The organism is Thermogemmatispora carboxidivorans (assembly GCF_000702505.1).
GTDB lineage: Bacteria > Chloroflexota > Ktedonobacteria > Ktedonobacterales > Ktedonobacteraceae > Thermogemmatispora > Thermogemmatispora carboxidivorans.
Genome location: NZ_JNIM01000001.1, coordinates 2,056,943 through 2,072,500 on the forward strand (window position 1 = coordinate 2,056,943; position 15,558 = coordinate 2,072,500).

10 protein-coding genes are annotated in these 15,558 nt (G+C 60.8%); 4 read left to right on the forward strand and 6 right to left on the reverse strand.

All coding sequences use genetic code 11. The features are described 5' to 3' along the window. Positions 1 to 12 precede the first annotated feature (12 nt). On the reverse strand, positions 13 to 1,116 hold the full coding sequence (locus N688_RS08060; RefSeq protein ID WP_052888803.1) for a zinc-ribbon domain-containing protein: 1,104 nt from the start codon (positions 1,114 to 1,116) through the stop codon (positions 13 to 15). Positions 1,117 to 1,464: 348 nt separating this feature from the next. Between N688_RS08060 and uvrB the strand changes: the two genes are divergently transcribed. From uvrB to N688_RS08080, 4 genes are all read left to right on the forward strand, one after another. After that, a complete protein-coding gene (gene uvrB, locus N688_RS08065; protein WP_052888804.1) occupies positions 1,465 to 3,465 on the forward strand; it encodes an excinuclease ABC subunit UvrB in 2,001 nt (666 codons plus the stop codon). A 441-nt stretch (positions 3,466 to 3,906) separates the two neighbouring features. Then, positions 3,907 to 4,458: a hypothetical protein gene (locus N688_RS08070; protein ID WP_052888805.1), complete on the forward strand. Its 552-nt coding sequence runs from the start codon at positions 3,907 to 3,909 to the stop codon at positions 4,456 to 4,458. Between the two features lie 550 nt (positions 4,459 to 5,008). Beyond that, positions 5,009 to 5,470, forward strand: a complete 462-nt coding sequence (locus N688_RS08075; protein ID WP_052888806.1) for an S-adenosylmethionine decarboxylase family protein — start codon at positions 5,009 to 5,011, stop codon at positions 5,468 to 5,470. Positions 5,471 to 5,722: 252 nt separating this feature from the next. Beyond that, positions 5,723 to 6,517 carry an alpha/beta hydrolase family protein gene (locus N688_RS08080; protein WP_081838641.1) on the forward strand — a complete coding sequence of 265 codons (795 nt, stop codon included), beginning with the start codon at positions 5,723 to 5,725 and terminating at the stop codon, positions 6,515 to 6,517. A gap of 142 nt (positions 6,518 to 6,659) precedes the next feature. Here the strand turns inward: N688_RS08080 and N688_RS08085 are convergent, their stop codons facing one another. The 5 genes from N688_RS08085 to ptsP all read right to left on the reverse strand — a co-directional run bounded on the left by N688_RS08085 (position 6,660) and on the right by ptsP (position 15,356). Beyond that, positions 6,660 to 7,418 (reverse strand): hypothetical protein, encoded by a 759-nt coding sequence (locus N688_RS08085; RefSeq protein WP_052888808.1) that lies wholly within the window; start codon positions 7,416 to 7,418, stop codon positions 6,660 to 6,662. Positions 7,419 to 7,791: 373 nt separating this feature from the next. Beyond that, positions 7,792 to 8,901 (reverse strand): LacI family DNA-binding transcriptional regulator, encoded by a 1,110-nt coding sequence (locus N688_RS08090; RefSeq protein ID WP_052888809.1) that lies wholly within the window; start codon positions 8,899 to 8,901, stop codon positions 7,792 to 7,794. 1,287 nt (positions 8,902 to 10,188) lie between these two features. Continuing rightward, positions 10,189 to 11,709, reverse strand: coding sequence for a PTS fructose transporter subunit IIC (locus tag N688_RS08095; protein WP_052888810.1), 1,521 nt, complete (start codon positions 11,707 to 11,709; stop codon positions 10,189 to 10,191). A gap of 234 nt (positions 11,710 to 11,943) precedes the next feature. Then, a complete protein-coding gene (pfkB, locus tag N688_RS08100; protein ID WP_052888811.1) occupies positions 11,944 to 12,897 on the reverse strand; it encodes a 1-phosphofructokinase in 954 nt (317 codons plus the stop codon). Beyond that, the gene (gene ptsP / locus N688_RS08105) at positions 12,894 to 15,356 is read right to left on the reverse strand and encodes a phosphoenolpyruvate--protein phosphotransferase (protein ID WP_052888812.1); all 2,463 of its coding nucleotides are present in this window, start codon (positions 15,354 to 15,356) and stop codon (positions 12,894 to 12,896) included. Before ptsP ends, pfkB begins: the two co-directional genes overlap by 4 nt. Between the last annotated feature and the right edge of the window lie 202 nt (positions 15,357 to 15,558).

A 15,558-nucleotide genomic window follows, 5' to 3' on the forward strand; every position in this document is an offset into this window, starting at 1 on the left:
AGTCGATGCAGGCTAGGATGGCAGGCGAATCGTCGCGCTTGTGCTCTCCATGCCGCTACCGGACTGGCCCATAATCAGGGTAAATTGCTGATCCTTCTGAGGAACACTGAAAGTGACCGTACCGCCCTGGTTGTTGGCCCCTTGGGAGAAGGCCACGGGCAGCGTGCTATAGCTTGGGGTGATCCTGGCGCCGTTCTCTGTCTGGAGACGAATATAATCATACGGGGAGCCGGGAATCGCGGTCTGAGCCAGGGTATTATCGACTGTCAGCGTCAGAGTCAAGAAGATCTTCCCCCGTGGAGCCTGCTGGCCCTCAGTGCTCCAGGCCAGCGTGGCCCCGGTCACAGTCCAATTCAGTCCGAAGTACTGCAGTGACGTATTCAGCTTCACGCTACGGGGAGCGTAGCGTGAGAGATCCGGCTTACTGGTCAGAGGAATATCCATCTGGGCCTCGTTATCCGTACCCAGGCGTAGCGTGAGCTTACTGAGGGGGATATCCTGCGGTGCTGCGAAGTCCAGCAGATTGTTGCGGTTCGCCTGGGGAGCGAGCGAGCCATTAGCGGTCACCAGCAGAGGGGCCTGCTCGCCTTTGCCGGGCACGAGCAGATGGGCACACTGATAAAGATTGTACACAATTGGGCTGGCCGTGAGATTCTCCTCATGCAAGAAGACGCGCACCATTCCATCCTCAGTAGCATGTGGATCGTCGGCAAAGGTCTGCGCCTGCTGAACGCGCTGGATGGTCATGCGCGCGCTTGCGTAAGTCACTGTAGTATCGAGCCGCAACGTCGTCACTGGTTCCTGGGCCTCGCTGCGGAACCCAGGGACAGGGACCCCAGCCAGGCCGGCTGTGACGTAACCGAGGGCGATGAGGAGGACAAGGGCGAGCAGCACAGGGAGCAGCCAGCGTTGCTGGCGGGGCCGCCTGACGAGCGGGCGTGGGGCCACAGCAGGCGTTTCCGGTGTCTGCTGTCCAGGTCTGGACAGTGGCGGCTGGACGCTCTGATAAGAGAAAGCCTCTTCTGCGCTCAAGCCACAGTGAGGGCAGAAACGCTGACTGGGTCTCGTTGGGGCGCCGCAGCGGGGGCAAAACGACAATGGCGAATCCTGCGCCATAACCAAAGACTCCTTGGGTCGGTACTCTCTCCAGGCTTGGCGTAGTGAAAAAGGCGCTGAGGGCTTCTTCCCCTGGCCTTTTGCTACCATTGTAGCATAACGCCTTGTAGGGCCAGTATGCATCGGTCCTGCCCCCAGAGTCCCAGACCACAGACTCAAGCGAAAGGGGCGAGCTGAGCGCCGGGCAGTCAGCGCCGGATAAAAGAGGGGGTCGCTACTGCGGAGAGAAGGTGATATAATGGTGAAGACTTTTGGAGACTTGGCCATAAGCCCAAGCCAGGGAAAACGAAGAGCCAAGAGAGAAGAAGCGGCAGGCGAGCGCCAAGAGACGTGAAGGGGTCAAGACCTGTGTCGGAATTCAGAGTAGAAGCGCCATTCACACCAACCGGTGATCAACCGCAGGCCATAGCAGCTCTCGTCGAGGGTCTCAAAAAAGGCTGCCACATGCAGACCCTGCTTGGAGTCACGGGCAGTGGCAAAACCTATACGATTGCCAAGGTCATCGAGCAGGTGCAGCGACCAACATTAGTGCTGGCCCCCAATAAGACCCTGGCGGCACAGCTCTATAGTGAGTTCAAGGAATTTTTCCCGAATAACGCAGTAGAGTACTTTGTCTCTTACTATGATTACTATCAGCCAGAAGCCTATATTCCACGCACCGATACCTATGTTGAGAAAGAGAGCCTCCTCAATGAAGAGATAGAGAAGCTGCGTCTGTCAGCGACCAGGAGCCTTTTTGAGCGGCGCGACGTCCTGATTGTGGCCTCGGTCTCCTGCATCTACGGTCTGGGCAGCCCGGAAGAGTACGGTGAGGTAGTGCTCACGCTACGTGTTGGAGAAGAGCGGCGGCGTGATAAGATCCTGCGCCACCTCACCGAGATTCAGTATGAGCGCAACGACACCAACTTTACGCGGGGGCGCTTCCGTGTCCGTGGCGACGTGCTAGAGATCTTTCCGGCCTATGAGGATGTGGCGGTACGGGTTGAGTTCTTTGGCGATGAGATTGAGCGCATGACGGAGATCGATCCGCTGACTGGGGAAGTGCTGGGGAGGCGGCAGCGTCTCGACATTTATCCGGCCAAGCACTGGGTTACGACGCGCGAGCGCCTCAACCGGGCCATTGAGTCGATTCAGGCCGAGCTGCAGGAGCGCCTGGCTGAACTGGAGGCCCAGGGGAAGCTGCTGGAGGCGGCCCGTCTGAAGCAGCGGACGAACTTCGACATCGAGATGCTGCGCGAGACCGGCATCTGCTCGGGCATCGAAAACTACTCGCGGCACCTCTCGGGGCGCGCCCCAGGTGAGCCGCCCTGGACGCTGCTTGATTACATGCCCGATGACTTCCTGCTGGTGGTCGATGAATCGCATATTGCCTTGCCCCAGGTGCGTGGCATGTACGAGGGCGATCGCTCGCGCAAGCAGGTGCTGGTTGACTATGGCTTCCGCCTGCCCTCGGCGCTTGATAATCGCCCGCTGACCTTCGCCGAGTTTGAGCGCCAGATCAAGCAGGCGATTTTTGTCTCAGCCACGCCTGGTCGCTATGAGTACGAGCACAGCGAGGCGATTGTCGAGCAGATCATTCGCCCGACGGGGCTGGTTGATCCTGAGATCTTTGTGCGCCCGACGCAGGGCCAGATCGATGATCTGGTAGCCGAGATTCGCCGGCGGGTCGAAAAGGGGCAGCGTGCTCTGGTTACCACCCTGACCAAGAAGATGGCCGAGGATCTGGCCGACTACCTGCAGGAGCTGAATATCAAAGTCCATTATCTGCACTCCGAGATCGACACCATCGAGCGAGTCGACATTTTGCGCGATCTGCGCCTGGGGGTCTATGATGTGGTGGTGGGCATCAACCTCTTACGCGAGGGCCTGGATCTACCAGAAGTCTCGCTGGTGGCGATCCTGGACGCGGATAAGGAGGGCTTCCTGCGCTCGGAAGGCTCGCTTATTCAGATGATCGGACGGGCTGCGCGCCACGTCGAGGGCACCGTCATCATGTACGCAGATACGATCACTGGCTCCATGCGGCGGGCCATTGATGAGACCAACCGCCGGCGTCGCTTGCAGATGGCTTATAACGAGCAACATAGGATAACCCCGAGAGGCATTAAGAAAGGGGTTAAGGCGCTGTCTGAGCGCATCAAGGCAATGAGCGGTGTGGAAGCGGATGGGGGTCGGCAGGAGCAGGGAGCCTCTGTAGCGCTGGCTGCTGGTATCCCCAAGGAGGAGGCCCTGCGCCTGATAAAGAATCTGGAGGCTCAGATGCGTGCCGCGGCCAAGCAGCTGGAATTTGAAAAAGCCGCTGAGCTACGTGATCAGATCATCGAGATTCGGCGCGCGATGATTGAGTAAGCCAGCCGCCTGTCAGGCTTTTATTGGGATCAACGGATTGGCAAAGGGAGAAAGGGAGCGAGGTCTATGCTGCGCTCCTCTCTTTGCCGGGTCCCAACGTCTGGCCCGCAAAGAGCGAGTTATTTGCATGTATGCCTGCTTGAAAGCCAGGCTTGCCGGAGTCCGGCACCACTACCTACCCGACCAGGAAGGAAAGGATTGGCAACACTAGTAGCTATGGCCCAGCAGAGTCCACATTGTCGGCAACAGACCCAGCGTGGTCAGCACACAGCGACCCAGGAATCCGGGCAGTCTGAGCAATCTGAACAATCCGAGCAGTCGGAAGAACGTCTCTTCCACTTCGATTGGTGGTGTGGTCCTCATCTGTCTCCTTATTGGTGGTGGCAGAAAGAGGCAGGCAGAGCAGTAGCAAGTGACCACCACGTCTCAGAAGATGATCATATGGCGTGCTGGCAGGAGGCAGCACGTTTCTTTGTGGTGACAAGCGTGGTGGATGGCACAGATATACCGCAGCAGCAGCAGCAGCACATCCTCAGCAGCAGCGGTGCCATTACTCGCCACGTGCTCCCTCAGCCGCTGAGAGCGGCGCGACAGGAGGGAACCGACGACCTCACAATCAAGATACGGGCCTGGCCAGCTCAGAGAGTGCCCCAGTGGAGCCGGCACATCGTTGGCAAAGCCAGGTCTGCCTTAGCCTCTCCCGTGATCGTGATCGAGAGGCGCCAGAGCAGTCCGCCCTTAAGGAGAGGGCAGCTGGTGCCCAAGGCGCGGGTCTTTGAGCAGGCGCCGGATCTCAGGCTGCTCCATCGGGGTGGCTCGCAGCATAGCAAGCATGACCGGGAGAGGTTGCCCTCTAGAGAGATAGCTGCCTGGCAGATCGTCGGGCTTGGGCGTGAGCGAGGCACAAGCGCAAGGATCACTCGCGCCCACGGGAGCAAGGTGGCCCTTTTGCTGGCCGGGGCAAGGCAGATCTCTCGTCGCCAGGCTTGTTGAGCGCTGGGGAGCGGTGGCTCTGGGCTTCTGCGCCCCAGTTGAACGGTTGCCATGCAGCGCCGCCATTCCTCCCCACATTGCTGAGCTGATCTTTCCCCGCTTGCTTGCTCTGGGGCAATGTGTCTGCTCATGCCTCCTCAGCCGGAACCGGCTGAGGGGCTGTGCTGGCCAGTGATCGAGGGGCGCTTGCTTGTAGGTAGAGAGAAAATTAAGCTCAACCGTAGCGATACTGTAACGATCGAGTTCGATTGCTCGTTCAGATGAGGAGGCAGGCCAATGAAACGGCTCCCCTTAGTAATCATTTGGGAGCTGGATGCATTTCTGGTTCAACGCCGGCTCTGAGATCCCTCTCCTGGGAGAAGAGAGCCGACGGGCTGGGCGCGAACGCAGGCGCCTTGTGGTTCCGTTGACCTGCTACCGTATAATATCACTTGTGCTCAAAACGGCACTTGAATTGATTGCAGCGAGTCGCTAACCTGGCAATCTGGGCCGAGTAAGGGTGAAGACTCGCAGATTTCATACTTTTGACGTCTACAGGAGGAGTAGCCCGATGCTTGTGCATTTAATGCTGGAGTTGTACGGCTGCAAGCGGGAACTCTTGACCAGCGAGCCGCTGCTCAGGCGGGTGTTGGACGAATTCCCGGCGCGGGTGGGGATGGAGAAGGTGAGTCCGGTGCACCTCTATGACATCGAGACACCGAATCCGCTCGACTCCGGCATGTCCGGCTTTGTGATCATCGCCCAGAGCCATATTAGCCTGCATGCCTGGCCCGAGTACGGCGAGGTCGATATAGATATCTGCTCCTGCAAGGAGTTCAGTCAGGAAGACGCCATTGCTTATGCCAAAGAGATGTTCCAGACTGAGGACGTCGAAGCCCATTTTGTGGTCCGTGCCACCCGCTCGCTGCGTCCGGATACGCCCGATCCGGTGCGCTATGCCGAAGCGATGGCGGCCCGTCGTGCCAGGCAGGCTGCTCGGGACGAATCCAGGTTGACGACGGAGGTGTCCTAAAGGCAAGGACCAGAGGCCGGGGAGTGCTGCCGCGGCCTTTCACTGCCAGTCTCGTCCGGGCATTCATCCCGGTTGAGGAGCTATCTGCGACGAGTGGATAGCTCCTCATTTTATATGAGGAGTCTGGCTTGTCTCCAGGCCAGCCCGTCTGTTATCCTGAAAAAGTGCGTAGTTCCAATCGAGGCTATCTCATCTTGTGAGTGGGAGCAAGCAGCAATGGGCATAACGAATCCGTCTGCTGGGGGAGAGCCGATGAGGCGCCTAAGCTATGGACCTCTCTCGTGGCATTTTGGCGAGCTACGTCTGCCGTCTGTTCCGGGGCCTCATCCCGTGGCGGTGCTGATTCACGGTGGCTTCTGGCGCAATCCTTATGATCTCTCTCTCATGCAAGGGCTGGCCGAGGATCTGACGGCCCACGGCCTGGCCACCTGGAACATCGAGTACCGTCGTCTGGGAGACGAAGGAGGGGGCTGGCCAGGCACCCTGCAGGATGTCGCCCAGGCGGTTGACGCCCTGGGCCGGATAGCAGAGAGCTACCATCTTGATCTCAAACGGCTTGTCTCTGTTGGTCATTCGGCAGGTGGACAGCTGGCTCTCTGGCTAGCCGCGCGGCCCCTGCTCGTGCAGCGAGCCAGTGGCCCTGGAAGAGCGCTATTTGCCAGCGAGGGGGCCGTGTCCTTGCAGGGCGCGGTCAGTCTGGCGGGTGTCGTCGACCTGGAGGCTGGCTGGAGGCTCCATCTAGGGCGTGACGCTGTTGCTGAGCTGCTGGGAGGAAGCCCCGACGAAGTGCCTGAACGCTATCGGCTGGCCTCGCCTGCGGCCCTGCTGCCGCTCGGCGTCCCCCAGGTCTTGATTCATGGAACGGCGGATGATCGTGTTCCTGTGGAGATCAGCCGCGATTATGGCACTCAGGCGCGTGCAGCGGGAGATCAGCTCACGCTTGTCGAGCTGCCTGGAGTCGATCACTTTGCCCTCATCGATTCCCACTCGGCAGCCTGGCAGAGGACCCGTGAGCTGGTGCTCTCCCTTTCTCGTCAGCGCTGGTAAGGACAGGTAGGCAGCCAGACGAACGAGCGCGATCGCGAGGCAAGGCGTGCTGCGGCTCTGGCGAGGTTTCGATCGCAAGAGATCTGCCTTGTCGCCGGGCGCCCGTCTCCTTGAAGCGCTCTCCTGGCTCGCTGCAGCTCAGCTAAGAGGACGTGCGTTTCGCCCATAGGCCGGTCTGCGAGACAAAGACATCGTAGCTGCCATCAGCTGGATTAAAGACGGCATTGCCGTAGGAGGCCTCCACGAAGTTCGAGAGCCAGCCGCCGCGCTGGGTGCGCATCGTCTGGAAGAAATTATCATCGCCCCCGTTCAAGACCACGACCGTGTGTTTGGCATTGGCCTCCAGGTTGGGATCATCAAAGCGTCCCTCCAGGCGCGTCAGCTTGTAGCCCGAATGGAGGCCCAGGACATTCAGCCAGGAGGGGTACTTGATGATGTCGCCCTGGAGCATCCACTCATCGCCAGCCACAATATAAAAATTGTCGGAGAGCTGGCTGCCGTCCTGGCCATAGAGAATCAGCTCGACATTCATCGTGTGGGGCATATTGGCAACCGGATGGGCCCGGACCTGGGCCACCTTAATGTCGCCGGTCAGCCCAATATAGGTCTGCATCAGTGAGGTCAGCCAAAGCAGCAGGATCGCGAACAGTAACAGAACCAGCCCCCCAAGGCCGTGACCCACGCGATAGCGCCGCCGATAGCGAAAGAAACGCCGATGAGGTTGGTCATACCATCCGTGCTCCCAGGCCTCTTTCTCGCTGCGGTAGGGATGCTTTTGACGGTAATAGACCTTCTCGCCACGGACCACGCCGTGAATGGCGTAGATGAGCAGGGCCAAGCCGAGGGCTGCGATGGCAAAAAGCAAGAGCTGCTGCCAGCCGAAGACAAACGGTGTATTCATCGGGCCTTCCTTATCATTTCTGCTTCCCGCTATTACAGGAAGGTTGCTTCCCTTCCGCCATTGAAAACGCCTCTCTATCAGAAAACACGTTCCTGCCTGGGGGTTGGGGTTCTCTTCGAGAAGAATCTTACCGGGCGCAGTCTGCAGGGTCAAGGGACAGCAGCGCGAGCAAAAGGACAGCGAGGAAGAGCGGGACGGGGCGGACTTGAGAGGGAGGGTGCCGCCTGGTCCGGTTGGCAAGACCTGCGAGCAAGAGAGTATGGTAGAAGAACAGAGACAGTGGCAAACGCCAACACGGACCAGGCAGACAGACGGGCAGGAGAAGAGGCCCACCACATTGCGCGTGCGCGCGGGCAAGCGAGTAAGCGGCGAGCTAGATCTCTGGGAGCAGCGCGGAAGGATGGCGCTGCAGGGCGCCGCAGGACTCGCGGATCACAAGACTGGTGGGCAGAACAAGACGCGGTGCCTCACGCGGCGGCTCCTCGGCGGTAGCGGGCATGCTCTGCCGGCGGCGCCGCGGCATTTGCTCCTGCTCGATCATCTCCAGCAGCAGTTTGATGGCCTGCTCACCCATCGCATGTACCGGCTGACGTACCGTCGTCAGGGAGGGCCGCACATGGGCCGAGGCAGGGTTGTCGTCAAAGCCGACCAGGGCGAGATCCTGGGGGATGCGCAGGCCGAGCGTTTCGGCAGCAGCGATCACGCCATAGGCCATGTAGTCACTGGCAGCAAAGATAGCTGTGGGTCGTTCGCTGATGGGTCGCGAAAGGAGCGCCAGAGCACAGCGCTGACCACCAGCAGGCATAAAGTCGCCTTCCAGGACTAGCGAGGGGTCTACTTCCAGGCCAGCCTCCTGGAGCGCGTCACAGTAACCCTGATAGCGCTCGTGGGAGACACAGTACTTGAGCGGCCCCTGGATGTGCGCAATGCGCCGATGACCAAGCTCGATCAAGTGGCGCGTGGCCTCGTAGGCACCACGCCGATTGTCGGCCCCAATCCAGGGAATGCCCTCCGGCGGCGGACTCTGGTCATCGATGAGCACAACCGGAAAGCCCTGACGACGCAGCCGCGTCAGGTGCTGGCTGGATTGGCCAGGGAAGACGGCCAGCAGCCCGGCTGTCAGCCGCGTGGCAAGAATACGGTCGATGATCTTGCCACAGTCTCGCTCGTGGTTAGAGCTGCTAATGCTGTAGAGCACCATCTCATAAGAGGTGCTCTCGACAACAGACGCCACACTCAGGAGCAGTTCGGGAATCAATGGCCAGGTCAGGGCCGGTACTAGCACGCTGATCAGGGGATTGCGTCCAGCTGCTAGCCCGGCTGCGGTGATGCTGGGTACGAAACCTTGCTCCTCAACAATGCGCAGGATGCGCTCGCGCGTCGCCGGGTCGACATCCGGCTTGTTATGGAGGACACGCGAGACGGTGGTCGTGGAGACCTTCGCCAGGCGTGCAATATCGAGTATCGTGACTTTGTGGGCCATAGGTGTTTGCTTTTCGCCTCCGCTGCATGTGGAACATAACTGCCTCAAGGCAGGTAGGCCGGTGGAAACCTGCCTTCATGTCGTCTCTACTCCGCTTTGCTGCTCCGGGTTCCTGCGCTACTCTGTGAGAGATCACAGGTGACCTGCTTCGGTTACCTGCTTACGAGATAAGTATACCGAAACGCCGGCATAAGCACAAGCATCCCGATGGTTCCATCCTGCCTGCTAATGTTCCACTGTTGACAATCAACAATCTTCCCAATAGATCTACTTTCGTAAACGATTACGGCAACGGTTACAAAAGAAGGCCAGCAGCCATGCGCTTTTTGTCGGTTGTCGAAGAGGCGACGTCTGGCGCGTCATAGCGCGTAGCTGGTGGGCGAGCAGCGCGGGCTGACAAGTGGACAACCAGCAAAAGGCGCACGTATCAGGGCAGACTCACCGCAGGAAGCGGAAAGAGCATGACAGAAAAGCTCACCTTCTCCGAGGCGAGGCGGAGCCAACGCGGCTGGCTCATGCCCATTGCCGTTGTTGCCCTGCTAGTACTTTGCCTTGTTCGCCATGCCCACAGCAGGTGGTGGGCCTCATTGCGTCTATCGCCTTTAGCGTCAACGAAGCTCTCTGGGATGGGGGTCTCCTTGATCCCTCAAGTGGCCGCGCTCCAACGAGCGGACGGTACACGAGTCATGCGCCACCAGGGCGGCTCATGCGCGGACGTTGTTCATTGGCGGAGCAACGCCATTGAGCCAGGCGACACTGAGGTCGGGCCAGTCACCTTCGACCGCTGCAGGCAATTGTTCGCCAGAGGGGAGCCGCGCCCATCATCGCCGTCAACTACGGTTGCGGGACATCCCAGGAGGCTGCTGGCTGGATGAAGTATGCCGACATCACCCACCACTATGATAGCAAATTCTAGAAGATTGGCAACGAAGTCTATGGCAATGGGACCTATGGAGCAAGCTAAGCAGAGGAAACGCGTACCCGAAAAGGGCCGGCGCGGCGGCCTATGCCTGCCAAGGCGCTGCCGTTCATCCAGACCAGAAAGGCGGTTGCTCCGGCCAGCAAGATCGGCATTGTGTTCGCCATAGCTGATGACTGGCCGGGCGGCGTTACTGTTCCAGGCGACGGCTTGAGTGGTGAAGTATCCACAACGGACGGAGCGATGAGACGGCGGACTGGTGGGGGGCCAGCGCCGTCTCATCCTTGTCGCTGTGCTGATCCGGCTCACCTTACCGGCAAGACGCTCAGGCTGCTTCGCCCTGCCGGTGACGCACTGGCGATCGCTGTTCAGGCCAGGGCTGGCTCCAGGCGTTCCTGCTCGACCGCGATGGGGCGCTTGAGCACAAAGAGCATACCGGCTGTCACCAGGGTGCCCACGACAATCGAGAGCAGGTACTGTGGCAGATTGCCGACCACCCCGGGGAGGAACATGACCCAGATCCCGCCGTGGGGGACATGAAGCTGGCAGCCGAAGAAAGCCGAGAGCGCACCGGTCACCGCGGAACCGACCATGATCGAAGGAATAACGCGGAACGGGTCATTGGCGGCGAAAGGAATAGCGCCTTCCGTGATAAAGGAGAGGCCCAGCACCCAAGCGGCCTTACCAGCTTCCCGCTCGTCAGGGGTAAAGCGGTTCTTGAAGAGCAGCGTTGCGAGCGCCAGCCCGAGCGGTGGGGTCATTCCGGCGGCCATTGCGGCAGCCATTGGCAGATAGACGGGGTTGTGAGGATCGAGCAGCAAGCCCGTCGAAAAAGCGTAGGCTGCCTTATTGACCGGGCCTCCCATATCGAAGGCCATCATCAAACCGATGATCAACCCCAGCACAGCGGCGTTGGCGCCCTGCAGGTCTTTGAGGCCGCTGACCAGGGCCTGATTGAGCAGAGCCACAGGGGTGCCGACCACATAGAGCATCAGCAAGCCCACGATCAACGAACCGAACAGAGGCAGAATCAGTACCGGCATCAGGCCGGCGAGATTGCTGGGCAGGCGAAGGCTACGGTTCATCCAATAGACCAGGTAGCCAGCCAGGAAACCGGCGATGATGCCGCCCAGGAAGCCCGAGCCGGTCAGGCTAGCCAGTACTCCACCGATCATGCCTGGAGCGATGCCTGGCCGGTCGGCGATGGAGTAGGCAATGAAGCCCGAGAGGATAGGCACGAAGAGCAGGAAGCCCGCTTTAGCGCCAATCACGAAGAGCGCCGCCCCTACCGACTGCAGCGGGTTAGCGCTGAAGCCGGTCGTCAGAGTAGTCAGATTGGAGGTATCGTAGAAGGCGATGCGGTAGCCAGCGATGGCGAAAGCCAGTGCGATCAAAATACCGCCCGCGACAACAAAGGGGATCATGTAAGAGACGCCGGTCAAGAGGTGCTTGTAAGGACCGCGCCGAGCCTGGACCCGGGCCGCCTTAGCCTGCTGGACGCGCTCCAGATAGTCGTGACCCTCGCTTGACTCCGGTTGAGTGGCGGCGCCGCTTGTGCTGATGGAAGCCTGGCCTGCAACTGCTTCGGCGCGGGCGAGCGCTTCGCGAATGACCGCCGGGCCGTCCTTGATGGCGGCGCTGGTCGAGGTCTCATAGACCGTCTTCCTGTTGAAGCGACTCAGATCCACCTTGGTATCGGCGGCGATAATCACCACATCGGCAGCAGCGATCTCCTCGGGTGTCAAGGTATTTTGGGCGCCGACCGATCCCTGCGTCTCAACCTTGATGGTATGGCCCAGAGCCTCGGCGCCACGCTGGAGGCCCTCAGCGGCCATAAAAGTGTGGGCGATGCCCGTTGGACATGAGGTGATGGCTACAATCCGTGCCATGAGCGAACTCCTTTGTGTGTGCTAGGTGTTGACGAAACGACGCTGCTTCGTTGCTCAGCGCATACGCATAGGTAGATAGGGGCTGAAAGACTGCTCACTGCTCTTGTCTTTGCCGACTGGCTGCCAACCTGACTGGGACGCCTTGCTCGTCTGTGGTCGGCCCATCCGGGCGAGCAAGGTGGGGGGCAGGCAGTTCAGGCGAACCAACGTAACGACTGCCCCAAGCGCTCGCCACTAGCCCTCGGCGGTCAGCTGTGCCAGCGCTGTGAGCTGCACCTGCTCGCTGTAGTGCTCCAGCACCGACGGGGGTGGCAACTGCCCATCGAGGCGCGTAATACGGGCCAGGGAATAAGCTGTAGCCAGGCGCGCCGTGGCCGCCAGATCGAGACCGCGCAGCTCGGCCAGCACCAGAGCGGCCACCATTGCATCGCCGGCTCCGACCGTACTCTCAACCTTCACCGTTGGAGGCAGGGCCTGCAGAACCTGCTCGCGTTCTACAAACAGCGCTCCTTGCTCGCCGAGCGAGACCACAACACGCCGAATATCGTGTTCCAGCAAGGAGCGAGCGGCCTGAGCGACCTCATCCAGGCCGACCAGGGACTGCCCGACCAGCTGCTCCAGTTCTGCGCGGTTCGGCTTCACCAGCGTCGGCCCGGCGAGGAGACCTTGAGCAAGAGCCTCGCCGCTGGCGTCGAGTACCGTGAGCCGGCCCAGGGTCTTCAAGCGAGCGATGAGCGCTGCATAGAGAGAAGAAGGCACGGCAGGTGGCAGGGTTCCCGCCAGCACAAACCAGCGGCACTCCGAGGCCAGAGCCTCGATGGTGTGCCAGAACTCGCTCAAAGCCTCTTCCGAGGGAGCCAGGCCCGGCAAATTGATATCGGTGGTCTGTCGTCGCTCCTCATCAACAATCTTGATATCGATGCGGGTCTGGCCTGGGAGGCGCACAAACGCATCGGTGATCCCGCGCTCAGCAAAGAAGCGCTCGAAGAGCGAGGCGTTCTCGCTTCCCAGAAAGCCTGTGGCGATGACCGGGCAGCCGCTTGCGGCCAGAAAAGCGGCCACATTGATCCCTTTGCCACCGGCCTGTGAGAGCATGGTCCGTGCCCGGTGGACGTGGCCCGGCTCCAAAGAAGCCACCCGCACCGTCTGATCGATTGCTGGATTCAACGTCACCGTCGCCACCTTCATAGGGCGCGTACCTCCTCTGCTGAGCGGCAGCCTAAAGCCTGCCGGGCCAGCTGCTGCAGTTCGGCCAGCGAACGACTGCGGATCTGAGCTTTGATCGTCGCGATGGCGGGGATGGTCATACTCAGTTCCGAGACGCCCAGTCCGACCAGGAGTGCGGCCCCCAGGGGCTCGCCGGCCATTCCCCCACAGACGCCAACCCACTTGCCAGCCGCCCGCGCAGCCTCTACCGTGCGCGCAATCAGCCGGAGAACAGCGGGATGAAGGGCGTCGGCCTGGCGCGCGAGCTGGGGATGGAGGCGATCCATTGCCAGCGTATACTGTGTCAAATCATTGGTGCCAATCGAAAAGAAGTCGACCTCCGCGGCGAACTCCTCGGCCAGCAGGACTGCAGAAGGTACCTCCACCATCATGCCCAACGGCAGCCGCGGCGCATTCAGCTCGCGCCGGACACGCTCAGCATAGTCGCGGGCCTGAGCAAAGTCCTCCAGTGTCGCAATCATCGGGAACATAATACTGATCGGCCCACAGGAGGCAGCGCGGTAGATAGCGCGCAGCTGTCTTATAAAGAGGTCTGGATAGGCAAAGCACAGGCGAATGCCGCGTAAACCCAAGAAAGAAGAATCTTCGGCAGACAACTCTAGATAAGGCACCTGCTTATCGCCGCCAATATCCAGCGTTCGAATGATCAGCGGGTGCCCGTTCAAGGCGCGGGCCATTGCGCAGTACGCTGCATACTGCTCGTCCTCCGAAGGGGGCGTGGCTCGTCCGAGGAAGAGAAATTCCGTGCGCATCAAACCGACGCCCTCAGCACCGGCGGCCAGGGCCTGGGGAACCTCCTCGGCGCGGTTGATATTGGCTGCGATCTCCACAGAGTGACCATCGCGGGTAACGGCGGGGGCAAAGCGCTGTCGCTGAGCTGCCTCCTCCTGCTGCTGCAACTGCTCCTGCAGGGCCCGCGCTTCAGCCAGATCGGCCTCACTGGGCTTCACGTAAAGGCGTCCATTGAAACCATCGAGGATCGCCAGTGTTCCGTCGGCGAGCGCCAGCACCGCCTCACCAGCAGCCACCACCGCCGGGATGCCTTGCGAACGAGCGATAATGGCCGTATGCGACGTTGGGCCGCCGCGCGCCGTGCACAGACCCTGGACGATATCCGGGTCCAAAGCCGCCGTATCCGAAGGGGTCAGATCGTCTGCCACCAGAATCACCGGCCCACCGCTGGGAAAGGCTCCAGAGGCGCTCACACCCAGCAGGTGGCGCAGCACTCGCTCGCCAACGTCGCTCAGATCGACGGCGCGGCCCGCCAACACAGGATCATCGAGCTGCTGCAGCTGGTTCACGCGCCTGCTGATGGCCTGTTGCCAGGCCCAGGCGGCGCCGTGACCAGCGTAAATCAGACGGATGGCCTCCTGAATCAGCTCAGCGTCTTGCAAAAACTCGCGGTGGGCGCGGAAGATCGCGGCCCGGCTCGAACCGAGGCGTGCGCGCACCTCCTCATAGAGCTGGTCCAGCTCGGCCTGAGCGGCATCGAGGGCGCGCTGGAGAGCCAGACCGGCGCTAGCGGGATCGCTCGGCTGATCAAAGACCTCCAGGCGCTCGCGGCGGTAGCGCTGTAGCGGCGCAATTGCCAGACCGCCAGAAGCACCAAGACCGCTGTAGGTGGCCGCCGCCGAGCGCGGAGCCCAGCGCGGCACGGCGCCAGAGCTTGTCTCGTCGCGCGCTGGCAGTGGCTCCAGCTCGTCACCCAGGCCAGCGGCGATCGCTTCCTGCAGAGTGGCCAGAGCCTGGGGCGCATCAGGACCTTCTGCCGAGACCCGGATGGTGGCGCCGCGCTCGGCCCCCAGCTGCAGCAACGCAATCAAACTCTTTCCATCGGCAACGCGCTCGCCGTAACGTACCCGGATCGCGGCCTGGAAGCCACGGGCCAGCTCCACAAAGCGCGCCGCCGGGCGGGCGTGCAGCCCGGTCCGATTCTGAATCACTACTTCGAAAGAAGAGGCGTAGTCGGCCACGGTGCTCGGAGCGACGGGCCGTTCGCCAGTGAGAGCCTCGATAATATCACGGGGGTCAGTTGTGTGGATCAGGCGCTCGACAGCGGCCACGTCGCCGAGCACGCGCGTCAGCCGCCGCAGCGCATCGATATGCTCGTCGGAGCGGGCGGCAATAGCAACGACCAGGTGGACAATCTCGCCAGAGTTCCAGGTCACGCCGGCAGGAAGCTGCAGCACAGCGATGCCGGTACGGTGGATCAGCTCCTGGTCACGGGGCAAACCGTGGGGGATGGCAATACCATTGCCAAGATAGGTGTTAGCGACCTGCTCACGCTGCAACATACTGTCGATGTAGCCCGCCTCAATGCAGCCACTGCGTACCAGGAGATCACCCGCCTGGCGAATGGCTCCTTGCTTATTCTCAGCCTGCGCCTGCAGCCGGACTTGCTGCTCACTTATGCGAATCATTGTTGCCTCCAGGGGATAGGAGCCAGGGCCTACACTCTCTCTTATTTGTAAACGATTACAATAAGTTTGTCAAGTATCTCCCCCTTTCCCGCGGCTTCAGAGGCCCAAAAATTGGCCTTTTGGGCTGGAGAATGGCAGAGATCTTTGTAAACGATTTCAAGATGATTACTGAGATGGCCGCATGGTGATATGCCGAGATACA